Origin of the sequence: Acetobacter nitrogenifigens DSM 23921 = NBRC 105050, assembly GCF_000429165.1 — a bacterium.
Classification (GTDB): Bacteria; Pseudomonadota; Alphaproteobacteria; order Acetobacterales; family Acetobacteraceae; genus Acetobacter; species Acetobacter nitrogenifigens.
This window is the reverse complement of the sequence record NZ_AUBI01000013.1, coordinates 64557-91332: the sequence shown is the minus strand read 5'-3', so window position 1 is coordinate 91332 and position 26776 is coordinate 64557. Positions and strand designations below refer to the sequence as shown.

The 26776-nt window shown below is 62.9% G+C and carries 22 protein-coding genes and 1 tRNA gene; 9 read left to right on the top strand and 14 right to left on the bottom strand.

Features of this window, described 5'->3' with window-relative positions:
* Positions 1-45 precede the first annotated feature (45 nt).
* The 10 genes from G442_RS22430 to ileS form a co-directional block, all read right to left on the bottom strand.
* Positions 46-2196 (bottom strand): phosphocholine-specific phospholipase C, encoded by a 2151-nt coding sequence (locus tag G442_RS22430; RefSeq protein WP_051292344.1) that lies wholly within the window; start codon positions 2194-2196, stop codon positions 46-48.
* A gap of 55 nt (positions 2197-2251) precedes the next feature.
* On the bottom strand, positions 2252-3565 hold the full coding sequence (locus G442_RS0114220) for an aspartate aminotransferase family protein (protein ID WP_026398535.1): 1314 nt from the start codon (positions 3563-3565) through the stop codon (positions 2252-2254).
* 247 nt (positions 3566-3812) lie between these two features.
* Positions 3813-4907: a branched-chain amino acid aminotransferase gene (locus G442_RS0114215; protein WP_026398534.1), complete on the bottom strand. Its 1095-nt coding sequence runs from the start codon at positions 4905-4907 to the stop codon at positions 3813-3815.
* A 224-nt stretch (positions 4908-5131) separates the two neighbouring features.
* Positions 5132-5839 (bottom strand): HAD hydrolase-like protein, encoded by a 708-nt coding sequence (locus G442_RS0114210; RefSeq protein ID WP_035376670.1) that lies wholly within the window; start codon positions 5837-5839, stop codon positions 5132-5134.
* 338 nt (positions 5840-6177) lie between these two features.
* A complete protein-coding gene (locus G442_RS0114205; RefSeq protein WP_026398532.1) occupies positions 6178-7563 on the bottom strand; it encodes an amidohydrolase family protein in 1386 nt (461 codons plus the stop codon).
* 29 nt (positions 7564-7592) lie between these two features.
* Entirely contained in the window at positions 7593-8237 is a 645-nt protein-coding gene (msrQ, locus tag G442_RS0114200) for a protein-methionine-sulfoxide reductase heme-binding subunit MsrQ (protein ID WP_026398531.1), read from the bottom strand.
* A gap of 370 nt (positions 8238-8607) precedes the next feature.
* On the bottom strand, positions 8608-9540 hold the full coding sequence (msrP, locus tag G442_RS0114195) for a protein-methionine-sulfoxide reductase catalytic subunit MsrP (RefSeq protein WP_026398530.1): 933 nt from the start codon (positions 9538-9540) through the stop codon (positions 8608-8610).
* Between the two features lie 250 nt (positions 9541-9790).
* On the bottom strand, positions 9791-10333 hold the full coding sequence (locus tag G442_RS0114190; protein WP_026398529.1) for a DUF3035 domain-containing protein: 543 nt from the start codon (positions 10331-10333) through the stop codon (positions 9791-9793).
* A 42-nt stretch (positions 10334-10375) separates the two neighbouring features.
* Positions 10376-10894: a signal peptidase II gene (gene lspA, locus G442_RS0114185; RefSeq protein WP_026398528.1), complete on the bottom strand. Its 519-nt coding sequence runs from the start codon at positions 10892-10894 to the stop codon at positions 10376-10378.
* Positions 10895-10908: 14 nt separating this feature from the next.
* Positions 10909-13839, bottom strand: coding sequence for an isoleucine--tRNA ligase (ileS, locus tag G442_RS0114180; protein ID WP_026398527.1), 2931 nt, complete (start codon positions 13837-13839; stop codon positions 10909-10911).
* A gap of 112 nt (positions 13840-13951) precedes the next feature.
* On the opposite strand from ileS, the gene G442_RS25585 reads away from it, so the two are divergent.
* From G442_RS25585 to G442_RS0114140, 8 genes are all read left to right on the top strand, one after another.
* On the top strand, positions 13952-14128 hold the full coding sequence (locus tag G442_RS25585) for a hypothetical protein (protein WP_161628372.1): 177 nt from the start codon (positions 13952-13954) through the stop codon (positions 14126-14128).
* The gene (locus G442_RS0114170; RefSeq protein WP_026398526.1) at positions 14125-14535 is read left to right on the top strand and encodes a GFA family protein; all 411 of its coding nucleotides are present in this window, start codon (positions 14125-14127) and stop codon (positions 14533-14535) included. The genes G442_RS25585 and G442_RS0114170 overlap by 4 nt, the downstream gene beginning before the upstream one ends.
* Before the next feature lie 280 nt (positions 14536-14815).
* Entirely contained in the window at positions 14816-16252 is a 1437-nt protein-coding gene (gene hydA, locus G442_RS22425) for a dihydropyrimidinase (protein WP_051292343.1), read from the top strand.
* Entirely contained in the window at positions 16249-17019 is a 771-nt protein-coding gene (locus G442_RS0114160) for an HAD family acid phosphatase (protein WP_246789461.1), read from the top strand. Before hydA ends, G442_RS0114160 begins: the two co-directional genes overlap by 4 nt.
* A 128-nt stretch (positions 17020-17147) precedes the next feature.
* Complete coding sequence (gene xdhA / locus G442_RS22420; RefSeq protein WP_051292342.1) at positions 17148-18629, top strand: xanthine dehydrogenase small subunit; 1482 nt, start codon at positions 17148-17150, stop codon at positions 18627-18629.
* Complete coding sequence (xdhB, locus tag G442_RS0114150; RefSeq protein ID WP_051292341.1) at positions 18622-21003, top strand: xanthine dehydrogenase molybdopterin binding subunit; 2382 nt, start codon at positions 18622-18624, stop codon at positions 21001-21003. Before xdhA ends, xdhB begins: the two co-directional genes overlap by 8 nt.
* Complete coding sequence (xdhC, locus tag G442_RS0114145) at positions 20996-21823, top strand: xanthine dehydrogenase accessory protein XdhC (protein ID WP_026398523.1); 828 nt, start codon at positions 20996-20998, stop codon at positions 21821-21823. Before xdhB ends, xdhC begins: the two co-directional genes overlap by 8 nt.
* Complete coding sequence (locus G442_RS0114140; protein WP_026398522.1) at positions 21823-22752, top strand: LysR family transcriptional regulator; 930 nt, start codon at positions 21823-21825, stop codon at positions 22750-22752. Before xdhC ends, G442_RS0114140 begins: the two co-directional genes overlap by 1 nt.
* 173 nt (positions 22753-22925) lie before the next feature.
* Here the strand turns inward: G442_RS0114140 and G442_RS0114135 are convergent, their stop codons facing one another.
* Positions 22926-23798 (bottom strand): glycosyltransferase family 2 protein, encoded by an 873-nt coding sequence (locus G442_RS0114135; RefSeq protein WP_026398521.1) that lies wholly within the window; start codon positions 23796-23798, stop codon positions 22926-22928.
* Between G442_RS0114135 and G442_RS25180 the strand changes: the two genes are divergently transcribed.
* Positions 23792-23944 (top strand): hypothetical protein, encoded by a 153-nt coding sequence (locus G442_RS25180; RefSeq protein WP_154660380.1) that lies wholly within the window; start codon positions 23792-23794, stop codon positions 23942-23944. The genes G442_RS0114135 and G442_RS25180 overlap by 7 nt on opposite strands.
* Before the next feature lie 22 nt (positions 23945-23966).
* Here G442_RS25180 and G442_RS0114130 read toward each other — a convergent pair.
* The 3 genes from G442_RS0114130 to G442_RS0114120 form a co-directional block, all read right to left on the bottom strand.
* Positions 23967-24041, bottom strand: a tRNA-Met gene (locus G442_RS0114130).
* A gap of 59 nt (positions 24042-24100) precedes the next feature.
* A complete protein-coding gene (locus G442_RS0114125) occupies positions 24101-25675 on the bottom strand; it encodes an amino acid permease (protein ID WP_084440615.1) in 1575 nt (524 codons plus the stop codon).
* Between the two features lie 225 nt (positions 25676-25900).
* Positions 25901-26752 carry an undecaprenyl-diphosphate phosphatase gene (locus G442_RS0114120; protein WP_026398519.1) on the bottom strand — a complete coding sequence of 284 codons (852 nt, stop codon included), beginning with the start codon at positions 26750-26752 and terminating at the stop codon, positions 25901-25903.
* Between the last annotated feature and the right edge of the window lie 24 nt (positions 26753-26776).

Here is a 26776-nt window from a genome sequence, read left to right as displayed (position 1 = left end):
GCAGTGTGGTCGACAGGAGCGAATGGTTATCCGCGTTCGCCAGCTTCAGGACTTACGCATCGCGTCGCCAAACGGGCCGCCGGGTGGAGGTCGCGCTCCGAGCACCTTGCCCATGCCAGGATCCGTGTTGCTGGGGTGGCCGTCTTCGACATGCCCGGCCAACACCGTTTCATACGAGCGATCCTCGACCTCGCCGATCTTCAGATCATACCACCCACTGGTGTCGACGACAGAGACACTTACGCTCTTTGCTTCATGCGGCGGAATAACATGCTGGACGGAAACGCCAGTGTAGATGTCGGTCAGCAACATATGCGCGCGCCGACCACCATGATTAGTCAGGATCACCACCAGCGAATGGTGGTCACGGTCGGTCTTCGTGGCGACGCCTACCTGCGCTGCCGACGCATCGGCGAAAGCTCCCTTGAACGAGCGGTAAAATCCGTTCGGCCCATGAACCGCTACATCGTAGGCCCGTTCCTGCAAACCATCCCACGAGGCGCGCAGATTCTGACCGCCTGTAACCGTGTAGAAGCGTGGAGACGAGAAGCCGAGGCCATCGCGCAACTGAAAAACGGCACCAGATTCACCATTGTTTTCGAAGTTGAGCGACAACGTGTCGCTACGGCGGTGCGGCGTCGCTGAAACATGCAGATCGTAGGGGAGGGCGCGCGCCGGACGTGTCCCGGTTTCCTGCTCGGGCATTCGCTGGAGGTCCGAGGGGCGGGGGGATGGAACATCCCGGCGGTCGTGATTCTTCGGGGCGAATGATGCCGTGGACGGCAATGCCGGATATTTGTGATCGGCAGACGAAAAGTCGAACGCAGACGTCAAATCTCCCGCGACAGCGCGCCTCCAGGGCGTAATGTTATCCTCCACAAAGGCCGATCCGCCCATGTCGAACCGCCGTTCGAGAAAACGGATGAGCGAAGTGTGATCGAACACCTGCGAATTTACCCATCCGCCGCGGCTCCAGGGCGAAATGACCAGCATGGGCACACGCGGCCCCAAGCCGTAAGGACCGGCCGCGAATTTGGCGGACCCTCGAAAAAATTCGTCGTCCGCCGCAATCGTGGAGGCGCCACGCGTGGCGTCGAACGGGGGGAGCGGCGGGACTACATGGTCGAAAAATCCGCCGCTTCCATCGTATGTCAGGAATAGAGCCGTACGTCCCCAGATTTCAGGATTGGAAGTCAGGATATCGAGGATGCGTCCCGCGTACCAGGCTCCGTAATTTGCAGGCCAGTCCGCGCGTTCGGAATACGCTTCCGGAGCGACGATCCAGGAAACCTGTGGCAGTAAGCCACTCCTGACATCGGCTTCTAAATCGGCGAGCAGCGCGTTTCCATCGCCAGCATGGGCGCCGCTTCGGGCGGCGCGGGCGATAGGCGTCCCATCCGCTGCCGCCTGAAATCGCTTGAAACGGAGCAGGGTGTTCTCGCCGCCATTGCCGACAAAGGCGTTGGAAGATGCGCCCCAGCGACCTTTTGCAGTCAGCCCTTGCCCGGCATCCTGATAGACGCGCCACGACACTCCAACCATGTCCAGACGTTCGGGGCAGGTTCGCCACGAGTAGCCGTCGCCCGCGTCGTCCAGCATCGGCCCACCGTCCCTGCCGTCGTTGCCGACCCAGCCGCTCCACATGCAGGACCGGTTTGGACCGCCCGGCCCCAAAACGGACGAATAGTAAGCGTCACAGATCGTGAAGGCGTCCGCCAGTGCGTAGTGATACGGGATGTCGTCGCGGAGCATATGCGCCATGCTGGCGGCGTCTCTGGCCTGAGCCCAATCGCTCCAGTGGCCGTACCCGGCGGCGTGCTGCATGGCCTCCCAATCATCGGGAGGGCGCGTGAGCGCACGAGCGCCCAGATCCGGTTCATCAGGACGAAAAGGAAGCGCGCCGCCGCCGCCATCAGGCTGAGCCCAGATGGCGGCGCCCGATGAAAGGCGCGCAGGATGCGGGTCGTTGAAGCCGCGTACGCCCTGAAGCGCGCCGAAATAATGATCGAACGACCGTCCCGATTGCATCAGGATGACGACGTGCCCGACATCCGCGATCGAATGTGTGCGGCGGTATGCGGGCAAGGCCATGGCGCGGCGGACGCCGCGTTCAAAACTCGTGGAGAGCGCTGCTGCGCTCAACCCCTGCAACACCGCCCTGCGACCGCTCAAGGACTTCCCGAACGCCCCCGTCATTGGGACGCCATCGGCGAAGTGCGCGGAGCTTGCGCCGTCGATGCCGCGTGGGAGATCAGGCGACCTCCCGGATCAGCTTGCCCAGCTTTTCGAAGGTTTCGTCAATCTGCGACTTCGTGATGATCAGTGGCGGCGAGAGTGCGATGATGTCGCCCGTGTAGCGCAGCAGTAGCCCTTCATGGAACGCGCGATGGAACACATCGTAGGCGCGGGTCCCCGGAGCGACGGCGCGTGGCTCAAGTTCTACGCCCGCGACAAGGCCGATGTTGCGGATATCCACCACATGCGGCAGCCCGTTCAGGGAATGCACAGCCTCTTCGAAATACGGCGCGATTTCCGCTGCGCGTTCGAACAGGTTTTCCTCACGATAGGTGTCGAGCGTCGCCAGACACGCTGCGACCGCGAGCGGGTGACCCGAATAGGTATAGCCATGAGGAATGTCGATGCCGTTTTCCGGTCCCTGCATGAACGCCTCGAACACATGATCGCGCAGGATGGCCGCGCCCATAGGCACCGTTCCGTTCGTCAGACCTTTGGCGCAAGTGATGATATCCGGAATCACGCCCAGACTTTCGGCTGCGAAGCAGGAGCCCCCGAGGCGTCCAAAGCCGGTAATCACCTCGTCGAATATCAGGAGGATTCCATACTTCGTGCATATCTCACGGAGTCTCTGCAAATACCCCACAGGAGGCACCAGCACCCCGGTCGATCCGGACATGGGTTCCACGATCACGGCTGCGATCGTGGACGGGTCGTGAAGAGCGACGATCCTCTCCAGCGCGTCGGCATATTCTGCGCCGAATTCCGGTTGCCCGCGTGAGAACGCGTTGCGGGACAGGTCATGGGTGTGGGGCAGGTGGTCGACGCCTGGCAAAAGCGGGCCATAAATCTTGCGATTCGAGCCGATGCCGCCGACAGACATGCCGCCGAAACCCACTCCGTGATAACTGCGTTCGCGGCCGATCAATCGCGTGCGCGATCCCTCGCCACGCAGGCGATGATAGGCGAGGGCGATCTTTAGCGCCGTATCTCCGGCTTCTGAGCCCGAATTACAGAAGAATACGTGGTTCAGGTCGCCCGGCGCGAGTGCTGCGACGCGTGACGCAGCCTCGAACGCCAGCGGGTAGCCGATCTGGAAGTTGGGGACGAAATCCACTGTGTCGACGACTTTGTGGAGCGCCTCGACTACGCGACGAGGACGGTGCCCGGCGTTGACGCACCAGAGACCAGCGCAGCCGTCCAGCACCTGGTTGCCTGCATCATCCGTGTAATACATGCCGTCCGCGCCGACCAACATGCGCGGCGTCTTGCGAAACTGCCGGTTCGCAGTGAACGGCATGAAATAGGCATCCTGATTGGTCGACAGCATCGCGCACCCTGGTCGGTTGGCCGGTCACAGGATCGCCCCGGCCTGATGGAAAAGTCTTCAGCCGCGTCATGAACTCCTTGCCGCGGCGTCCTCCGTCACGATTCAATCCGGGGAGGACACGGTCACGATAAGCGACGATCGGGCGAAAGGTCGAGATGTCCGGACGGTTCGTATTGGTAACGTATTATGTATTTCACTGCCTCAGGAACGCAGGGGCCGCTCGCGTTCCTGAGGGTGATTGCGTCGGTCAGAAAACTTGACTTACCCAGCCGTGCGCATCCGCGGAGCGACCGCGCTGCGTGTCGACAAGAGCGGTGCGGAGCGCGCCGGTGATTTGCCCGGCCGCGGTGCCGGAGCCGATGCGGGCCTCTCCCTCGCGCGTTTTGACGACGCCGATGGGCGAGATCGCCGCCGCCGTGCCGCAGGCGAACGCTTCCGTCATACGACCGGACCGGGCGTCGGCCAGCCACTGCTCGATCGAGTAGGCTTCTTCCCGAACGGTCAGTCCTTTCTCACGCGCGAGAGTGATGACGCTGTCACGCGTGATGCCGGGCAGGATGGTGCCGGAGAGGGGAGGCGTGACCAGTGAACCGTCTTCGAAAACGAAAAACACGTTCATTCCGCCCATTTCCTCGACATCCGTATGCTTCACGGCGTCGAGGAACACGACCTGATCGCAGCCCTGGGCTTTCGCCTCCGCCTGAGCGAGCAGGCTGGCTGCGTAATTGCCGCCACATTTCGCGGCGCCCGTGCCGCCGGGGGCTGCGCGCGTATAGGTCTCGGAGACCCATACGGTCACGGCGCCTGCGCTGAAATACGCTCCGACGGGGGAGGCGATCACCATGAACAGATATTCCGACGCCGGCTTGACGCCGAGGAACGCGTCGTTGGCGAACATGAACGGGCGGATATAGAGGCTGGCGTTCTCGCCTTCTGGAATCCAGTCACGATCTGCGCGCACAAGCTGATTGACCGCCTCGAGAAACAGTTCCTCGGGAATCTGCGGCATCGCCATACGCTCGGCCGAGGCGCGGAAGCGGCGGGCGTTGGCTTCGGGGCGGAAAATCGCGGCGCCGCCGTCCTTGGTGCGGAACGCCTTCATGCCTTCAAAAATTTCCTGGGCGTAGTGCAGAACCGCCGCCGACGGATCGAGGGTAATCGGGCCGCGCGGCAGGACTTCCGCATCGTGCCAGCCGACGCCATCCTTGTATTTTACGACGACCATGTGATCGGTCGCGACACGTCCAAACGCCGGATCGGCCATCAGCTCGGCGCGCCGCGCCGCAGGCGTAGCGTTCGGATGCGGATGGATAGTGAACTTTAATCCCTCGGCGCTGCTCACGTTCTGTCTCCCGTTATCGACCCGAAAAGGTTCCGGCATCGTGTTGTTTCTGCCGCGCGATAGCTTTTACGCGTCAGTCTTCGTTATTAGGTCGCCCCGCTTCGCCTCCTGCGCACAAGGGAGCGCGACGGGGCCGACAGATGAGCGCCAATTTGCATGTTCAGCAAGACGCTCCATGCAAATCGGGCAGACCCGATACGCAGGGGAAACGCCAGAAGGGCTGATCAAGCGTCGTGGAGATGGAGACCGGCAGCGTGCAGGTGCTGCTCAACCGCCGCGGGCAGATCGTCTGGATGATCGACGATCCCTTCGGCCCCTGCGTCTTCAAGCTCGGTCTGACCGCCATATCCCCACGACACGCCCAGACCGCGCACCCCGTTCGCATGGGCGCCGCTGATGTCGAAGCGACGATCGCCGATCATGACGACGCGGCGCTTGTCCAGTCCCTGCTCATGAAGGGCGGCGGCGATCAACTCGGGCTTCTCCGCGCCGCTATCGTCGGGCCGGGCGCCGTACACATGCTCGAACCGGCTCAATAGCCCGTGCTGCTCCAGGATAGCGCGGGCGAGATGTATCGGCTTGGATGTCGCGATGAACAATCGACGTCCATGCGAACCAATGACGTCGATCGCCTCACGCATCCCTGAAAAAACGGGCGTCCGGAACATCCCCTCGGCCTCGTAACGGGCGCGATAGAAGGCCATGGCCTCGTCGCAGCGATCGTCGCCATAATGATTGAGAATTTCGCCGATCAGGTCTCGTAGCGGCGGTCCGACCACCCAGGTCAGGTCATGCGAAGGGTCTGGTTCATGGCCGAGGTCGCGCAACGTTCCGTGCAGGCTATCAATTATTCCGGTGCGGGAGTCGACGATTGTACCGTCGAGATCAAAGAGAACCGCTGTCTGCGTCCGCACCGTGTCGTCACGCTTCATTCATGAACCTCGTTTTCTGGCAATCAGTCGTGAACAAGGGAGAAGCATAGCGCTCAGGTCCTGCGATGGCGATTCATGGCCGCTAGCTTGCGCTTCGGGGAGATTGAAGCGTGAAATTGAGTGGCGGGCTGCGATAACACGCGGCATTGCGCGCCACATCGGCGCCGTGTGCCCGGTTTCTACGATGCAGGATGCGCGGGAATTACCTGCGAGCCCGCCGGGTTTGGGCAGTCGGCGCGTTTTCTTCGGGTTGGACTTGCTGACCGTGTCGTCCGTCGCGATAGCGAGGCTCCTTGCGTAAGAGGCAGAAGCCCTCGCCAGTCATACGTTGGTGAAAATTACTGCGTAAGCGACATCTGCCGCCCCCCGCGCCACACTTGAGAAATGCGATCCACGGCGCCGATATCGTTGCTGGGATCGGCGTCCAGGATCACAAAGTCCGCTCGCTTGCCCGCCGCCAGCACGCCGCGATCACTAAGATGCATGAGAGCAGCGGCTTGCCCCGTAGCCAGCGTCAGAGCCTGAACCGGCGTCAATCCGGCCTGAACAAGAAGACGCAGTTCGCGATGTTCGGCGTATCCAGGTATCCGCAACGGCGTTGCGCCCGAATCCGTGCCAAAGCCAATATTCACGCCCGCAGTGTACAAGGTAAACAGGTTGTGTTCATTCATCACGACCGCCTTGCGCGCCGCTGCGGTTTGCGGATCGGCGAGCGTCTTTTTCCTCCACCCCGCATCCGCGAAGCGATTCCTCAGTTCCGAACTCAAGCCATGCGTCAGTTCGGGGTCAGACAGGATATCGGGGTTATCAGCGTAGAAATAGATGGATTCATCAAGGCTGATGGTGGGGATATACCATACCCCACCACTTTTCATGGCGTTGATAAGCGCCGCGTCGACTGCGGTGTCACGCACCCCGTGAGCCAGTATGTCTGCATGGTCGGCGACCATCTCCCTGGCGTAGTGCAGATCATGGATATGGGCGGCGACCCGCAAATCATGCTCGTGCGAACGCGTGATCACCGCCTTTACGACGTCTGGCGACATGACAGGCATCGGCGCCTTGCCAGCCACTCCGTTCGTGAAGGTGTCCACCCAGATCTTGACCAGATCAGTCCCTTCCGACGCCATTTTGTCGACGGCGGCGCGAGCGGCCTCAGGCGTTGCAGGCCGTAGAACCTGTTCGTCGTCCACATGCATCATCGCAGCGGGAGGAGCGCCGCCGGGGACGCCTATGCCCTGATCCACACCAAACAGATCGGCGCCCGGATTCTGCTCCGCATGCTGCTCGCGCCGCAGATCGTCGAACAGTGGCGAGCGTGTGACGCCGAGTGCGACGACTGTGGTCACGCCGTAACGTTCATACTGCTGCAACTGGCGGAGGATTACGTTGCGCGTGAAATGCTTCGAGCCTACGTCGGTTCCCTCGTACAACCCGACATGCACATGATCGGAGACCAGGCCGGGAATCATGGTTTTGCCTGTCAGGTCGACGATGGTGGCGCCAGCCGGTGGCGTCGCCGATGCGTCGGGCGTGACCGAAACAATTTTTCCGTCCTGCATGATTACGGTCATATTCGGTTGCGCGGCGGCGCCTGAACCGTCGATGACGGAAACATGCTCGAAAAAGGTCTGATTGGAACTTGTTGCCTCTTCATGCGCGCACCCGGCAGCAAGCAGCGAGAGCGAGGTCAGGCAAACAGCCCGGAAAGTCAGTGATTTCATGAATGCCAGTTCCTTGCGATCATCACGCGTCAGGCGACACGACGTCTCTTTGGGTTTTGAAACGAGCGGACGCCCCGAAAGATCAATAAAAACATCCCGAACGCCACGAACAGAGCCGCATCCGTGTGCCATGTCTTGAACGCCATGAGAAAGTGAACCGATGCGGTCACAAGCGCCACATAAGCGAGACGATGCAGTTTTTTCCAGTTTCGGCCCAAGCGCCGGATCGCTCCGTTCGTCGATGTGAGCGCTAGCGGCGACAGGCAGAGGAGCGTCAGCATTCCGAAAACGAGGAACGGACGTTTCGTTATGTCGTCGCCGAAAATGCGAAAATCAAATCGCAGGTCCAGCGCCAGATAAGCGAGCACATGCATGACTGCGTAGGAAAAGCATAACAGCCCCAGAACCCGACGATAAACGATCAAGTTGATGCTGAAGGCGATACGCAATGGCGTGATCAGAAGACTTGCCAGAAGAAATCTGTAGGCCCAGAGGCCGAGAAATTCCTCGAACGCCCGGACAGGATCTGCGCCCAGCCTGTTTTGTGCGCCCAGCCAGAACCACCATGCTGCAGGACAAAGCGCAACGAAATAGAGCGTCCAGCGTGCGGCCGGAGATTTTAGCCATCGTTTCAGGGATGACGATGGGCCGCCGCGAACAGACAGCGGGCTCATGCCGCGCCTGATCGAAAGGGGGCGGGAAAGGTATTTTCTGATCTGCCTCGCTTGACGCGCATCGCCCTTACGTCCGTCCGAATATCGTTGGCTCGGCCGACGCAATTGGCCAGTTCGTTACAGTGGAGAGCATGTTGGTTCGCATCTGTCTCAAGATTATTCGGCGATTGCATTACATGAACGAAAAAACGCAATCTTTCCTGATCAGGTCAAGCCCGGAAGCCGCCTGCAGGACTCATGGAGCCAAACAGTGGGCTTGTAATCTCACCCAAGGCTGCAAGGAAGGAGCGTTACCCAGCCGCAGGACGGGTTGGAGGGCCTCAAAACGGATCTGGCGCATCGGCGGCTCAAGCGGAATACGTCTGGCACGTTAATAGAATTTCCGGAGATCCATGCCTGCGTAAAGCTGCGCGACCTGCGCCCCGTAACCGTTGAACATCTGTGTTGGCTTGCGCGTTTCGCCAAAGAAGCCGCCGCTGCCAATAATCCGTTCGCTAGCCTGACTCCAGCGGGGATGATCGACCTCAGGATTCACGTTCGCGTAAAATCCATACTCGTTAGACGCCATACGATTCCACGTCGTCGGCGGCATTTCCGAGACCAGCGTGATTCTCGTGATCGATTTTATGCCTTTGAAGCCGTATTTCCATGGCGTCACAAGGCGGAGCGGCGCCCCGTTCTGATTTGGCAACAGGTCGCCGTACAGGCCAAGCGCCAGAAACGACAACGGGTTCATCGCCTCGTCCAGCCGCAACCCCTCGACATAGGGCCAGTCGAGAGACCCAAGTCCGCCTCTCTGGCCGGGCATTTGGTCTGGACGGACCACGGATTGAAACGCCACATACTTGGCTGATCCCTGCGGTTCTGCCTTACGCAGAATATCGGCCAGAGGCACGCCGTCCCATGGAATCACCATTGACCACGCCTCTACGCAGCGCATCCGGTAGACGCGGCTTTCCAGGGCGCCGCCTGCGATCAGCGTATCTACGTCCAGCGTCAGAGGCCTAGCGACTGCGCCGTCGATCGTCAACGTCCATGGGCGAGGCTGAAACCCGCCGGAGAGGCGTGCGGGATCGGCTTTGTCCAACCCAAATTCATAGAAATTGTTGTAGTGCGTCACGTCCTCTCGCGGCGTCAGAGGCTCGGACGCATTGAATGGGCCCGGATGCACGGAAAGACCCGCGGCGCTCGCGATTTGAGAACCGCCGAGTAACCCGGCAGCGGCCAACAGGCTCCGCCGTCGAAGATACGCGTGCCGGGGCGTGATTTCACTGGGACGTGGTTCAGGGAAAGAAGAAGCCATGCAGTCTGCTCTGTGCGAACGAGAAAGCGCCCGAATTGGCGCGCGCATCGTCGCTGGTTCGTCGCAAGGCTGTGGGGAAGAACGTCCCGCCGCAAGTAAAAAAACGGCAGGATTTCGGTAAGACGTTTGGCGGAGGGTGAATGCCGCAACCCAAAAGCGTCTGTTACGCGTCGCGCTTTGCCAGGCGGGGGAGGTTTTTAAGCAACCTTTCCGCCGAAAACAGGAAAGGGGCCTGATCCTGATTCTACGGTCAGAATATGCCCATAAACTTGGATTTCTTTTCGTGCTGTGTCGGCGTGGCGCCCTGCGTCGGAGGGTTGCCGAGAGCTGCGTTGGCTTTCAGGCGCCTGTTTTCGGATTCGCCGTCGACAACGCCGCCTGCGCCGCCGCCCTTCCAGAACAGCAGTTGGTCAACGTAACTTTTGTCGCCGGCTGCGCCCAGTTCGCCCTGATTCGGCTGGGTCGAGGATGCTCCGGCCTCGCTGATCAGAAGACTCTGGCCTTCGCTGCCGCTGCCCGAAGAGCCATGGAGCGCCACGTCGGGGGAGAGGGTTTCCAGAGCCTGCAACCGCTCGCTCTCGTCCTGCGGACGCGACGCACCGGTGGAGGGCGGCGCCAGTTCGCTTGACGGCGGCATCGACAGGGGGGAACGCGTGGTGACGGTGTATTCGTCTGGAACGCTGCGCTCCAGCCCGAAGGCGCGGCTTACGTCCGCACCGGAGCATCCGGACAGCGAGATCGCCAGACCCGCGACGCCGACCGTAGACAGAAGAGCCGAATTTACTCGCACCATAAACGCCCCATTACCTAGTCACCCGCAACAGGTTTGCGGCCGTCAGCCGGTCTTCCGTCCATCCTGGAGAAGCCCGTCGACGATCAGCGCAGCGACGCTGCAAACGATCGCCGAGTCAGCGACGTTGAACACATACCATGACCATCCGGCGGCGTGTAGGTGAATAAAATCCACAACGGCGCCATAGCGTAACCGGTCGATAACGTTGCCGATCGCTCCGCCGGCGATCGCCCCGACCGCACAAGTGATCAACGGACGACGCGACCGGGCCATCCACATCATCAGACCGCCAACAATGACCAGCGCAACCACAGAGAAGATGATGCGTCCCGACGCGCCCGCGCGGGAGAACATGCCGAACGTCACGGCAGTGTTCCATACCATCGTGAAGTTCAGCCCCGGCAGGATCGGGACCGATCCCCTGTCCGGCAGATGGAACCCATACAGGATCCAATACTTGCTGAGTTGATCGGCGGAGAGGACGATCATCGCGGTGAGAAGCCCGAGCGCCAGCGGCGCGCGAGAGCCTTGCCGGATGTCGGCCTCAGTCGCTTTTGTCATCGTTTCGATCGTCGTCACTGGCAGGCGCCCGTCCGGCCTTCGACGACGCTGGCGCAGCGGAAGCAAAGGGTCGGATGGGCGGCAGTCTTGCCAACCTCAGGCAGAACCCGCCAGCAACGCGCGCATTTCTCGCCGACCGCCGGGGTGACCAGCGGCGGCCCGTGGGGCGCTCCGGCGTCGATGTCGGCGGTGAGCGGGGCGAGGTAAACCGACGCCGCGCCCGGAACTACGGACACTTCCGTATGGGAGACAATGGCGAGATCGCTCCAGTCGACGCCCGCGAACGCGCCCGCTTCGGCTTCGGAAAGCGGCAACTCCACCTGAGCCTGCAAGGAAGAACCCACCAGACCGCTTCGGCGCGCTTCCTCGATTTCCGTCGTGATCACGCGACGCACGGCGCGCAGTGTGACCCAACGCTCGCCAAGCTCCGGGTTGTGCCACTCGCCCGGAAGGTCCGGGAACTGTTCGAGATGCACGCTCGTCTGCTCGCCGAACCGCGCCGTCCAGGCGTCGTCGGCCGTGAACACCAGCACCGGCGCGAGCCACGTCGCGAGACAGCGATGCAGGATGTCGAGCACCGTGCGGGTCGCGCGTCGGCGATGGCTGTCGATGGCGTCGCAATACAGCGCGTCCTTGCGAACGTCGAAATAAAACGCCGACAGGTCGGTGGTGCAGAAGCCGTGCAGTGCGGGATATACGCCGACCCACTCATGCGTCTCTACTGCCCGGGCAATCAGGCCGCCCAGTTCGGTCAGACGGTGCAGCACCCAGCGTTCAAGCTCGGGCAACTCGGCGTAAGGCACGGTCTCCGCGTCGGAGAAACCCTCCAGCGCGCCGAGAAGCCAGCGAAGGGTGTTGCGGAGACGGCGGTACAGTTCACCCTGCTGCTTGAGAATTTCCTTGCCGATGCGGAGATCTTCGTTGGTGTCGGAATTCATCACCCACAGGCGCAGGATATCCGCGCCGAGGGTGTCGTTGACGTCCTGCGGGGCGACGACGTTGCCGAGCGACTTCGACATCTTGCGACCATGCTCGTCCAGAACGAAGCCGTTGGTCACCAGAGCCTTGAAAGGCGAGATGCCGCGCGTCCCGACGCTTTCCAGCAACGAGGACTGGAACCAGCCGCGATGCTGGTCGGAGCCTTCCAGATACAGGTCCGCAGGGAACTGCAACTCGTCCGAGCCCAGCACGAAGGAGTGGGTCGATCCGCTCTCGAACCAGACATCGACGATATCGAATACCTGCTCGTAATCGTCAGCATTGTAGGCGTTGCCCAGGAAACGCTTCGGCTCGTCCTTGTACCACGCGTCGGCGCCTTCCGCGCGGAAGGCCACGACAATGCGCTGCATCACTTCCGGGTCGCGCAGGACCTGCCCGGTCGCCTTCTCCACGAACACGGCGATTGGCACGCCCCAGGCGCGCTGGCGCGAGATGCACCAGTCCGGGCGGCTCTCGACCATCGACGTCAGACGGTTGCGGGACTGCTCCGGCACAAAGGTCACGTCCTCCAGCGCCTTCAGCGCGGAAACACGGAGTTCGCCTTCGCCGTCCATGCGGATGAACCATTGCGGGGTCGCGCGGTAGATGACCGGCGTGCGTGAACGCCACGAATGCGGGTAGGAATGAACAAGCGTCCCACGGGCCACCAGACCGGCGGGGGCGTCGACCGCCTGATTGGCGCGCTCCATCGCCGCCGACAGCGCCTCGCACACCGGATCGGCGGCCTTGAAGACGTGGCCGCCCGCGAACAGCGGCGTGTGCGGCGCGTAACGGCCGTCGTCCATCACCAGCTCAGGCACTTCGATCCCGTGCGCGACGGAGACGATGAAGTCGTCCTCGCCATGCGACGGCGCCATATGGACGAGGCCCGTGCCCGCGTCGGTCGTGACGAAATCGCCCGGCAGCAGCGGCACGTCGAAATCATAGCCGTCGCCGCGCAGCGGGTGGGCGCATTGCGCGCCCGCCAGAGCCTCTCCCGGCAGGGTGTAGAGAATGTGGTGCGTCAGGATTCCGGCTGCACTGCAAACGGAACTGACCAGTTCCTCCGCGACCAGAATCTTTGCCCCGGCCTCAAGCTTCGCCTCGGGCGTCGTCTCGTCAACGCGCAGGACGACGTAGGTGATCTCCGGGCCATAGGCGATGGCGCGGTTGGCCGGGATGGTCCACGGCGTGGTCGTCCAGATAACCGCAGACACGCCGTCGAGCGCGCCCGCCGCCGTGGGATCCTTGATGAACGGAAACGCGACGAAAATGGTCGTCGAGGTGTGGTCGTGGTACTCGATTTCCGCGTCCGCCAGAGCGGTCTTTTCAACCGGGCTCCACATGACCGGACGCAGGCCGCGATACAGCCCGCCGTTCAGCAGGAACTGCCCGATCTCGCCCACGATCGCGGCTTCGGACGAGAAATCCATCGTGGCGTAGCGTCGCGCCCATTCGGCTTGCACGCCGAGACGCTTGAATTCCGCCATCTGCACGTCGAGCCAGCGCCCGGCCCATTCGCGACATTCGGCGCGGAACTGCAGGACCGGAACCGCGTCCTTGTCCTTCTTCGCCTTGCGATATTCTTCCTCGATCTTCCATTCGATCGGAAGCCCGTGACAGTCCCAGCCCGGAACGTAATGCACCGCGTAGCCCGACATACGGTGGCTGCGGTTGATCACGTCCTTGAGAATCTTGTTCAGCGCGTGGCCGATATGGAGATGACCGTTGGCGTAGGGCGGTCCGTCATGCAGCGTGAAAACAGGCCTGCCTTTGGCCGCGTCGGCGATCTTCCGATCAAGCTCCAGCGCGTCCCAGCGCGCCAGCAGATCCGGCTCGCGCGTCGGCAGGTTGCCGCGCATCGGAAAGGACGTGACCGGCAGAAAAACCGTCTCCCGGTAAATGTCAGGCGCGGCGTTCCCGTTCGGGCGGGCGGCGTCGGGCTTCTTGTCTCGGGACTCGGTCATCGTCTGGGCCATCTGTCGTGAGGGTCGGCGAAACGCCAACGGGCGGGAACGTCAAGGAGCGGCGAGGCGAGGGATAGGCGCCCCATCGAAGAGTGGTGTTATGCGAAGGTCCATGACCCGCGGTCAAGGCGACGGTCCGCAGCGCGGGACGCGCGCGGGGATTTCCCGTTCGCCCGGAATCACGCTTATGCTGCGGGTCGGCGCAGGACGTCGGGCCACGCAGGCGTCCCGGAGCGCGTCGGTGCGAATATCCGCATGCGTCGTGGCGTCGGAGCGATTGACGATATGAGCACCCACATCACCGGCCAATGCCTTTGCGGCGCGATTACCTACGAGATTACAGGGGAACCGTTGGTTTCAGGGCTGTGCAACTGCACAGATTGCCAGAAGCAGACAGGAAGCTCTTTTTCCCACGTCGTGATTTTCAAGGCCGAAGATTACCGGCAGCACGGCGAAACCGGGAGCCACGATACGCGGGGCGACAGCGGAAATATGGTGACGCGCCATTTCTGCACAAATTGCGGCTCTCCCATCCGCAGCGAAGTTCCGTCGATGAGCCATCTGGCGATCATCAAGGCGGGCACGCTGGAGCATCCGGGCGATTTTCCGCCGTCAGTGGAGCTTTACTGCAAGGACAAGCTGTCCTGGCTTCCGACTCTGGAGAAGGTCGCGCGTTTCGAGAAAGGGGCGGCATAACCGCCGCTTACATTCCTATTTGTTAATGAGGGTTACTGCGCAGGTTGTTCCGAACCTAGCCAGTCGTCCTCGGACGGCGGTTTGTATGACGAGCGTCGCGACACCTGCACTGAATGGCTACGCTGATGCAGCGCAGGTGTGGATTGCGCAGCCCTTCGCATGGGGCAGCATTTCGCGAATGGTCAAACCGAGGCTCTCGTCCGAAAGCTGATGGCTCGCCCCCCTTGAATCCCCTCGTCACACGACGGCACACTCACCCGGAACAGGGGAGAGAGGCCACATGCTGCTGGTTCGGGGCGGAACGGTGATTACGGCGGACTCGTCGCAGCCTGCGGACGTGCTCTGTGGCGACGACGGCGCGATACTTTCGGTTGGGCCCTGTCTGGAGATTCCAACCGGCGCGCAGGTTCTCGACGCGGGCGGCCTGCTGGTCATGCCGGGCGGGATCGACCCGCACACCCATATGGAAATGCCGTTCATGGGGGAGGTCGCGTCCGACGACTTCTTCACCGGCACGGCGGCGGGGCTTGCCGGCGGCACGACCTCCATCATCGACTTCGTGATCCCGGAGCAGGGCGGCTCCCTGATTGACGCCTGGCGCGCGTGGCGGGCCAAGGCCGAGAAAGCGGCGGCGGATTACGGCTTCCACGTCGCCGTCACCCATTGGGACGAGCGCGTCAGCGAGGAGATGGGCGAGCTGGTGCGCGATCACGGCGTGTCGTCGTTCAAGCATTTTATGGCCTACAAGGGCGCGTTGATGGTCGATGACGGCGTGCTGATGCGTTCGCTCGCCCGCGCGTTCGAACTCGGCGCACTGTGCAACATCCACGCGGAGAACGGGGAGGCTGTGGCTTGGCTGCAGGCTGACCTGCTCTCTCGCGGGCTTACGGGGCCGGCGTCGCACGCGGCCTCCCGACCGCCGCTGGTCGAAGGCGAGGCGGCGCAGCGCGTCATCGCCATCGCGGGGGTACATGGAGCGCCCGTCTATATCGTTCATGTCTCGACCGAGGACGCGACCAGAGCCATTGCCGAAGCGCGCGCGCGCGGGCAGCGCGTGTACGGGGAGGTTCTGGCCCAGCATCTGGTGATCGACGACAGCGTCTACAAAACCGACGACTGGCTGTCCTCGGCCCGCCACGTGATGAGCCCGCCCTTTCGGCCTCGCCATCATCTCGACGCGCTATGGGCGGGCCTCGCCTCCGGCACGTTGCAGACGACAGCGACCGATCATTGCTGTTTCTGTGAAGGCGCCAAGCGGAAAGGCGAGAGCGATTTCACGAAAATTCCGAACGGAACGCCGGGTATCGAGGACCGCATGAGCGTGCTTTGGCATCACGGCGTGCGAACCGGCCGCCTGACGCCGCAGGAATTCGTCGCCGTAACCTCGACGAACACGGCGCGGATATTCAACATGCATCCGCGTAAAGGGGTGATCGCCGTTGGCGCGGACGCCGATCTTGTGTTGTGGGACCCGGAGGGAAGCCGCACGATATCGGCGGCTACCCATCATCAGAACGTGGACTACAATGTTTTTGAAGGAATGACTGTGACGGGCCTTGCGCGACATACAATTACTCGCGGCGTTCTGGCGTGGAGCGATGGCGATCTTCGCGCCGTGCGTGGCGCAGGACGGTATATGGAGCGTCCGTGCGGTAATGCGGACATGACGGCGTCCACGCTGCGCGCCGCGGCGCGCGACCCGCTGGTGGTGGCGTGAGCCGCGTGTCCGGCGCGTCGTTGCGCGCGGCGGCGCTTCTTGCCGCGTGCGCTATCGGTCCGCTCTCCGCCTGCGCCCCGAGCAGCGTCGCCCCCACCGTGACGCCGCCTGTCGCGTCTTCCGTTCAGGCGCCTGCGCAGCCGCCCCTTGAGCAGCCCGCCAATGTCGGCGACGCCAAGATCGCGGCGCTCGATTACTACAACAGCGGCCGTTACCTGAAGGACGTCGGGGTTGTCGCGGACGCCGCGCGCGCCTGGGTGCAGGAAGAGGCGCCGCGCGCCAGCAAGCCCGCCATCGTGCTCGACATCGACGAAACGTCGCTCTCGAACTGGCCCATGACCAAGGCTGACGATTTCGGTTATTTCCCCAAAGGGTCGTGCGACGCTCTTCCCGCCGGTCCCTGCGGCGCGGAGGCGTGGGAGCTTTCTGGTAAGGCGAAGGCGTTGCCGCCTATGCTCGCGCTCTATCAGGCGGCGCGAGCCGCCAATGTGGCGGTGTTCTTTGTGACGGGACGGCGCGAGGTTGAGCGGAAATCGACCACGGCTAACCTGCTAAACGCCGGATATCGTGACTTCGCGGCGCTTTATCTCAAGCCGAACGCCATGAAAGTCGCCTCCGCCGCAGACTATAAAACGCCGGTTCGCGAGTCGATCGAAGCGCAGGGATATACGATCATTGCGAATATCGGTGACCAGCCGTCCGATCTCGCGGGTGGTCATGCCGAGAAGACTTTCCTGCTTCCCAACCCGTTCTATAGGGTGCGATAGATCGTTTCGAAATCGGCTCGGGAGCGCCTCCGAGCGGCGGACGGCGCAGGCGTTTCATCCGGGGGGATGGGGAGCGCTTGGGGCGTGCGCTGCAGTCAGTCTGGTTTCGTGCATGTGAGGGGGGATGTATGCGGGACGCCATCAGGTTCTGGCTCGGCGACGAACTGATCACGTTGCGTGACGTCGGGCCGACCGTGACCGCGCTGGACTGGCTGCGTGAGACGCGCGGTCGCAAGGGAACCAAGGAAGGCTGTAACGAAGGCGATTGCGGCGCCTGTACAATCCTTGTGGTGCGCCTGTCGCCTGATGACGGCGCGCCTCAGTGGAACGCGGTCAACGCCTGCATCCAGTTCCTGCCGATGCTGGACGGTGCGCAGGTCTACACCGTTGAGGATTTGCGCGACCCCGCCGGCGCGCTGCACCCGGTTCAGGCGGCGATGGTTGAACAGCATGGATCGCAATGCGGCTTCTGCACGCCGGGATTCGTCATGTCGATGGTCGCATTCCGCAAACGCGCCGCGTCGATGGATCGCCCGCCGACTGACGCCGAGATTGACGATGCGCTGGCCGGAAATCTTTGCCGCTGCACCGGCTACGCGCCGATCGTCCGCGCCATGCGGCAGGCGCTGGACGCAGGCCCGGACCGGTTCGACGCTATCGAGGCCGATATCGCGCAACGCCTCAGCACGCTCACGGACGGGCTGGGCGCAAGTCTGGAGGGAGCGGAAGGGCGCGTCACAATTCCGGTGTCCTCCGACGAACTGGCGGCGGTCATGGCTGCGACCTCGGACGCGCGGATCGTGGCGGGCGCCACGGATGTCGGCCTGTGGGTGACCAAACAGGGTCGCGCGCTGCCGCATGTGGTTTTCATCGGTCAGACGCCCGACCTTAATCGGATCGAATGGACGGAAGCGGGCGTCACGCTCGGCGCCGCCGTCACGTGGAGCCGGGCGGAGGACGCGCTGTGCGCGCTCCAGCCGGGAATGCGCGAGACGATCCGACGGATCGGCGCCCGGCCTGTGCGAAACTCTGGCACTGTGTGCGGCAATATCGCGAATGGATCACCCATCGGGGACGGTCCTCCGCTTCTGATCGCAGCCGGTGCGCAGCTTCTGCTGCGCCGGGGCGATGCGCGTCGGCGGATTCAGCTGGAAAGCTTTTTCGTTGATTACGGCGTGCAGGATCGCGCGCCCGGCGAATTCGTCGAAGGCGTTTTTATCCCGCTTCCGGAGCCCGGAACCCTGTTTGCCGGATATAAAGTCTCCAAACGCTTCGATCAGGATATTTCGGCTGTAATGGCGGGATTTTCCCTGCGTATTGAATGCGGCGTGGTCAACGATGTTCGCCTCGCGTTCGGCGGCATGGCGGGGACCCCCAAGCGGGCTGCTGCTGCGGAGGCTGCGCTTCTGGGCCGTCCATGGGACGAGGCTGCGCTGGGGAAGGCGCGGGAAGCGCTGGCGCAGGACTTCACGCCGCTGAGCGACATGCGCGCAAGCGCCTGGTATCGCCTCGAAGTTGCACGAAATCTTCTGACCCGTTTTCACGTCGAGACGACCGGCGGGGAGCGCGTTTCCGTCTACACTTCCGCGGCGGAGGCCGTCGATGCCTGAAGGCGACATCATCGTAAAAGATAAAACGGTGGACCAGCCGCAGGGACGGGCCTCGCATTCTCTGCGGCATGAAAGCGCGGAACTGCATGTGGCGGGCGCCGCCGCCTATATCGACGATCTGCCCGAGCCAAAGGGCGTGCTGCATCTAGCGCCGGGCCTGTCCACCGTGGCGCGCGGACGCATTCTGTCGATGGATCTCGACGCCGTGCGCGCGGCGCCGGGTGTCGTGCGGGTGCTGACCGCCGCCGACATACCCGGCGAGAACGACGTAAGCCCCGTCGGCAAACACGACGAACCGCTGCTGACCAGCGAAGACGTGTCGTTTTGTGGGCAGTTGCTGTTCGCCGTTGTCGCGCAGACGCGTGCGCAGGCGCGTTCGGCGGCGAGGCTCGCCAAAATCGAATACGAGCGAGAGCCGCCCGTGCTGGACATTGCACAGGCGAAGGCGGCGGGTGGGGATCTTGTCTGGCGCTCTCTGACCATGCGTCGCGGTGATGTAGAGCAAGGCCTGAACGAAGCCCCACGTCGTCTCTCGGGCGAGATTACGATGGGTGGGCAGGAGCATTTCTACCTCGAAGGGCAGGCCGCAATGGCGATCCCCGGCGAAGACGGGGAGATGCGCGTCTGGTCCTCCACCCAGCACCCGACTGAAACGCAGGTGATGATCACCCACGTCCTCGATTTGCCGAGTGCGCTGGTGACGGTCGAGGTCCGCCGGATGGGCGGGGGCTTCGGCGGAAAGGAGACGCAGGCTAACGCCGTCGCCTGCCTCGCGGCGCTGGCGGCGTCTCTGACTGGCAGACCTGCCAAGATGCGCCTCGACCGGGACGACGACATGATGTCAACCGGCAAGCGGCACGATTTTCACATTGAATACGACGTCGGCTTTGACGACGATGGCCGGATACGCGCCGTAGACATGACACTGGCCGCACGTTGCGGCTGGTCGGCTGATCTGTCAGGGCCGGTGACGGACCGTGCTCTGTTTCATGCTGATAACGCCTATTACTATCCCGATGTGCGGCTGCGCTCCCTGCCGCTGCGCACCAACACGCAGTCGAACACCGCCTATCGCGGCTTCGGCGGGCCGCAGGGCATTGGCGGCGCGGAGCGGGTGATTGAGGAAATCGCGTACGCCACCGGCCTTGATCCGCTCGAAGTGCGTCTGCGCAACGTCTATGAGTCCGGGACGCCGCGCGACGTCACGCCGTATCATATGCAGGTCGAGGACTCGATCGCAGCCGACATCATGAAAGCGCTTGCAAAAGACTGCGAGTATTTTGAAAGAAAGCAGGAGGCGCGACGCTTCAATTCCGGCAGCCGCTTCATCAGGCGTGGACTCGCACTGACTCCGGTCAAGTTCGGCATCGCGTTCACCGCCACGCATTACAATCAGGCCGGCGCGCTGGTGCATATCTACACGGATGGATCCGTGCAGGTGAACCATGGCGGGTGCGAGATGGGGCAGGGGCTCCATACGAAGATGACGCAGGTCGTCATGCGCGAACTGGCGCTCGACGCGTCGCGCGTGCGCATCACAGCGACCAACACCGGCAAGGTTCCGAACACCTCCGCCACGGCGGCGTCGTCGGGCGCGGACCTCAACGGAATGGCGGTGCTTGATGCGGTCACGCGGATCAAGACGCGCCTGGTCGCGTTCGCCGCTGAAAAATGGAAAGTCGCCGAAGACGCCGTCACGTTCGGCGCGAACGGCGTCAGCGTCGGCGATCGCACCATCCCGTTTCCAGAACTCGTGAAAGCGGCTTACTTCGCACGGATTTCCCTGTCCTCCACCGGTTTTTACAAAACGCCGAAAATTCACTGGGATCAGGACACCGGCCGCGGCCGCCCTTTTCTTTACTTCGCCTATGGCGCTGCCTGTTCGGAGGTCGCGGTCGATCTGTTGACCGGGGAGATGCGGATCGAGCGGGTCGATATCCTTCACGACGCGGGTCGATCGCTCAATCCGGCCATAGACATAGGACAGGTGGAGGGCGCGTTCGTGCAGGGCGCGGGCTGGCTGACGACCGAGGAACTGGTGTGGGACGCCTCCGGCCGCCTGCGGACGCATGCGCCGAGCACTTACAAGATCCCCGGCTGTTCCGATCGCCCTCGCATCTTCAACGTAAGGCTGCTCGACGAAGCCCCCAACCGCGAGGAGACGATCTTCCGCTCCAAGGCAGTGGGCGAACCCCCGTTCGTGCATGGTTTCTCTGTCCTGCATGCGATTTCTGACGCGCTGGCCAGCATCGACGATTACCGCACATGCCCGCGCCTCGACGCGCCAGCTACGCCCGAGATGATCCTGCGTTGCGCCGCCAGATTGCGGGAGGTCGCGGCCTCCCGCCCGGCTTCCGCGCCTTCAGATGGATGAGCAACTCGCAGCGCTGCGCCGCTGGCGGGACGCCAGCCGTCCGGTCGCCTGTGTGACCATCATGCGAGCGCAGGGCTCATCGCCGCGCGAGGCCGGAGCCTTCATGCTGGTGAACGCTGACTCCACAAGCGGCACCATTGGCGGCGGCGAGCTGGAGTGGCGCGCGACGAGCGCGGCGCGAGAGGCGCTCTGTTCCGACGTGGGACCAAGGACGTTGTCTGTGCCTCTGGGACCGGAAATCGGACAGTGCTGCGGCGGGCGCGTCGATCTGCGCATCGAACGGCTCGACGCGAACGGTTTTGATGCGCTCGAACGCTCGCTCCTGCAGGAACGTGCGCGGCGTCCCACGCTGATCCTTTTCGGGGCGGGCCATGTCGGTCGTGCGCTGGCGTCATCATTGTCGGCGCTGCCTCTGCGCCTGATCTGGGCGGACTCACGGTCTGAGGAATTCGGAACTATTCCTCAAGGCGTGGAAATCGAGGACACTGGCGACTGGGAACGCATCGTCGCTGACGCGCCCTCGGGTTCAGGCGCCCTCGTGCTCACGCACAGCCATGCTCTGGACGCGTTGATCGTCGCGGCGCTACTTGAGCGTGGAGATTTCGCCTATGTCGGCATGATCGGTTCGGTGACGAAACGCCGTCAGTTCGAAAGCAGTTTTCGCGAAATCGGCCTGTCTGACGAGCGTATCGTAACGCTGGTCTGTCCGATCGGCGATCGCGGCGTGCGCGACAAGCGGCCCGAAGTGATCGCGGCCCTTGTCACCGCCGAAATCGTCGAACGCCTGCTGCACGCCCAACTTTTGGAGAGAGCGTTGTAATGGACTGGCGTCTTGGACGCGTGCTGCGGTTGCATGACCGGGCGCTTTTGTATTTTGACGCCGTGCGTGAGCACGGTTCCATTCGCGAGGCCGCCCGCCAACTCAACGTGACGCCGTCCGCGTTGACGCGGCAGCTGGGGCAGATGGAGGCGGAGATCGGCGCGCCGCTGTTCGATCGGTTGCCGGGCGGCATGGCCCTGACGGCGGCCGGGGAACTTGTCGCCCGCCATATCGTCACGGTCGTTCAGGACGCCACGCGCACCGACGAACGCCTTGCTGCGCTCAGGGGCGCGAGGGCCGGGAGCATCAGGATCATGGCCGTGTCCGGGGTTATGGGCGGCCTGCTCGTGCGTGTGCTCCAGCGCATGATGACGCGTCATCCCGGCGTCAACCTTCATGTAGAGCCCGGGGCGCCTGACATGATTGCCGACGCGCTCGCGCAGGGGCGGACTGATCTGGGGGTGGCCTTCTCGATGCCGCCGACGAACGACCTCATGCCGGTCGCAAGAGTCAATTTCCCTCTGGGCGTTCTGGCTCCCGTTGGCCATCCGATCGCGGGGAAGGCGGCGGTGACGATGGCGGAATGCGTCACGCATCGCCTGATCCTTCCGTCACGCTCTCTTTCGCTGCAATGGGTTCTGCAGCCGCTTCTTCGGCCTTACTGGGACAAACTGGACGTGGTGCTGGAGACGGGTTCGATTGAGTTGATGAACCGGATGGCGGCGGCGGGCGCGGGGATCGCGTTCCAGTCGCCTCTGGCGCTGGAGCCGGGCGACACCGGGCTGGTGCATGTGCCTCTGGACGATGCGAACGCGGTGACTGATCTGGGCGTCTATGTCCGGGAAGCCCGCTGGTTGCCTCCGGCGCTTGAAAGTCTTGTGGAAGAGATGCGAGAGGCGTTGGAGGAAACCGCCGGAGGGGTGTCGTAGGGAGAACTGGTTCCGCTAGGTAGTTTGCCCGCAGTGCTCTTTAATGGCGTCCGAGGCCTCTGCCGCAATAAGGCAGATTGTGATGGCGGGTTCATCCCGCAAACGGGCGGAACCGCCTCTTCGTTGCGGGGAAATCGATCCACCCCGTCCATTTCATCCGATCGGACGGTATCCTAAAACGTCCCGACAAATCGGTCCGGCAGCCGCCAGAGAGCGTCGCCAGAAAGGTGCAGATCGATCTTGTAAAGTTCTTCAGTTCGGGACTTTGCGCTCTCCATCACGCGCGCAAGCCATTCGCGCAGGGCCGGATCGTTCTCTCCCAGAACAATGTCGTCACGACGTTCCAGCCCCGCCATACCGGAAAGCATGGCGTCCCAGCGATCATCCGCCATGCGCTGGTGCATCCCGGCGTCATGTCGTTTCCATGGCTGTGTGCGCGTGCGGGCCAGACGCGCCAGCCCGGCGTCGCGGTCGGCGTAACGAAGGTGAAAGAGATAGAGATTGTCGAAGCGCGGGGGCGCGTCGATGCAGTGGAAACCCGGCGCCCATGACACAGGCTGGCGAATCAGAACGGGTTTGCACATGGCGCTTGAAAACCGCAGCCACCGACGCTGTTCGCTGACCGGGCGGCTCCAGTCCATCGTCGGCTCTTCGCTGGACGGGTGGATGACGTCGAAGCCTATGGCGGTTCTGATGCCGTCCCGCTCCACGGACGCGGCGTAGCTGAGTAGTGAGTTGTATCGCGCGGGGTCAGCTACCAGCAATTCATCAATGTCGACGTAGACCACCGCGTCGTACCAGCACAGCAAAGAGGCGCAGAAGCAGGAGAGGAACCCTCCTCGCATCTTGTCATCCTGCGGCGATCGGGGGATGCGCACGACGTTCACATCTCCCAGATCGGAAACGCTTCCATCGGTCGAGCCGTGATCGATGACGTAACATCGGGCATCCCCGACCTGCGCCGCGTAATGACGGCGCCAGACAGAGACCAGGTCGCCTTCATTATAGGTCATGGTGACGATAGCGAGGGGAGACCGTGATGACATGGGACCGCCTGCTGCGCGCTGTTTCGACGCCTGCCGCGTCCGCCGCCACGTTCCCGCAATTGATCGCCCCGGCTCACCGAGCAAAGGGACGCGACGCTCAGCCGTCAAGCCGCGATGGCTCGACATTGGTTGAAATAGTCGTCTGAAATTTAAGAAATTCCCGGCCGATGGTAGCGGCGGACGGATTTGAACCGCCGACCAAGGGATTATGATTCCCCTGCTCTACCGCTGAGCTACGCCGCCATCGCGCCGGTGGTGGGTGAACTATCCGCGTGGCCCGGCCAAGTCAAGGCGCAGAGGCTTCATGACGTCGCCGAAGCCCGAAGATGCGAGTGTTTCAGCCCGTAATAGCGGTAAATTCCGGCGCCCAACGCGAAATAGCAGGTAAGGAGAATCGCAGGCGTCGGATTCCCCGCGAGCAGATCCCTCACCACATCGATGAACAGCGGCCCGACCATGATCAGGCAGAAAGCTATGCCAAGAGCAGGCGCAATGCCGATCCACACGCCGCGAATCCGGACGCCGCCCAGCGGCACCCGAAATGGCCGAATCGCGTCGGGACGTGCGTTCCGGTCCCATATGACGGTCAGGCACACCACGCCAAAGGCGGACGCCGTGCCGATGCTCACCAGATCGCTGATGATGTCGATCGGAAGAAAGGCCGTCGCGAGCGCCACGGTCGCGCCAAGAATGATCGCGCCCTTCCACGGGGTGCGGAAGCGGGGATGCAGGATGCAGAAGGCGGGGGGCAGCAACCCGTCACGGGCGATCGTAAAGAAAATCCGGCTCTGGCCGTACAGCAGCCCGAACAGGACGGAGCACAGTCCGATCACCGCGCCTACTTTCACGAGAAGCGCCAGCCACGGCCAACCAATCGCGTCGACTGCGAGCGCCAGCGGGTCTGCGACGTCCAGTGTTCTCCATGGCACCACACCGATCAGCACGGCCGCGACGCAGATGTAAACGACGGTGCAGATCAACAGAGACCCGATAACGCCAATCGGAATGTCTCGGCGCGGGTTTCGCGCTTCGGAGGAGGCCGTCGAGACGGCTTCGAAGCCGACATAGGCGAAGAAGATGATGGAGGCTGCGCGGAAAATGCCGGGAATTCCGTAATGAAATGATCCTTCCGACGGCGGGATGAAGGGCGTCCAATAAGCCGGGTGGATGGCGCGAAGGCCGACGATCATGAAAATCAGCAACACGCCGACCTTCAGAATGACGATCGCCGTGTTGATGCGCACCGATTCCTCGACACCCATCACCAGAAACACAGTGACAAACAGAACCACGCCTGCGCCGACAAGATCGATGTGCTGCCCCACGGAGGCGCGCATCCCGGCTGGGGTCATCGTCGTCTGGATGAGCGTCGTATGCAGGGCGGCGGGCACATGGACGCCCAGATCGCCGAGAAGACTGACGGCGTAGCCTGAAAAGCCTGACGCTACGCCAGCGCAGGAGATTCCGTATTCCAGTAGCAGCAGCCAGCCGACCCACCACGCCGCACGTTCGCCCAACGAGACATAGGCGTAGCTGTAGGCGGATCCGGAGACCGGCATTGCCGAAGCCAGTTCGCCATAGGACAGCGCCGTAAACAGGCAGGCGAGGCCCGCTATGACGAAAGACAGGAGGATGGCCGGTCCGGCGTAATTGGCGGCGGCCGTGCCGGTCATCACATAGATGCCCGCTCCGATGGTCGAACCGACGCCAAGCATGGTCAGCTGCACGGGGCCGAGGCTGCGGCGAAGGCCGTGACTCTCGTTCTCCCTTTCAATCGTCTCGACCGACTTCCGGAGCGCGCCCCGGGTGAAAAAACTCTTGTCGGTCGGCGAGGCGGGCGCGCCGTCGGACCGCAGGCCGGGCTGTGGGCTGGGCATGGTCGTCGACTTGTCTCCATCTATGCGCGAGAGCGCCGCTTACAGGGTGGCGGCCGCATCAATCACGGGAACTGGAGTCAGCCCCGCACGCACGACGTCGCCGCCGCGCTCCATCGGAACGTTATCCTACAGGAACAAACGTGCAAACGAAGAACGACGCTGCCCAACGCCACGCCAGGGGAAGCGGGCGGGCGAAAGCGTCGCCGTTGCGCGGCGTGGCCGGTCTTACAGCGCGCCGCCGAGTATCGCCAGCGCGCCCAGACCGACCGCGATGCAGTAATAGGCGAACGGCGCGAGCGCCCAGTTGTCGTGATTGCGGAAATACCGCATCAGCGCGGCCGTGCTGATCAGTGCGGTGATTCCGGAGACGATCGCCGCGATCAGACCGATCTGTATCTGCTCGTGGCTGATGGTCATGTGGCGCATCTTCATCACCTGATGCGCCGTCGCCGCTAGGATAACCGGCTCGGCCATCAGGAATGAGAAACGCGCCGCTACGTCATGATGCAGGCCACGCAGCAGGCCGCCCGCGATCGTCGCGCCGGAGCGGGAGAGGCCCGGGAACAGGGCCAGGCATTGGAAGCAGCCGATGATCAGCGCGTCGCGCGAGGTCAGGCTGGCGATGGGGCGATCCGAGATATCTGCGCCAATCCGGCCGCGCAGGCGCTCGACGGACAGCAGCAGCAATCCGTTCAGCACGAGAAAGCCCGCAGCGGCCATAGGCGCGCCGAACAGATGCTTCAGAAGATGATCGAACAGGCCGCCCACGATGATCGCCGGGATTGTGGCGATGACCAGCAACATGATGATCTTGAGGCTCTCCACCCGTCGCTGCGCGTTGTCGAACCCGAAAAGGCCGCGGAAAATCGCTGCCCAGTCACGCCAGAAGAACACGAACAGCGCGACCGAGGTCCCTAGATGGAGCATCACGAGGAACGGGAGGAAAGTCTCGTCGTTTTCGTTGAAGGGCCAGTGAAGAAGCGCGGGAAGCAGAACCGCATGCCCGAGACTGCTGACAGGGAAGAGCTCCGTCGCCCCCTGGAGAATAGCGATCACGAGGGCCTGTATCAGCGTCATGCGGCAATCCGGTTTGTGAGGGGC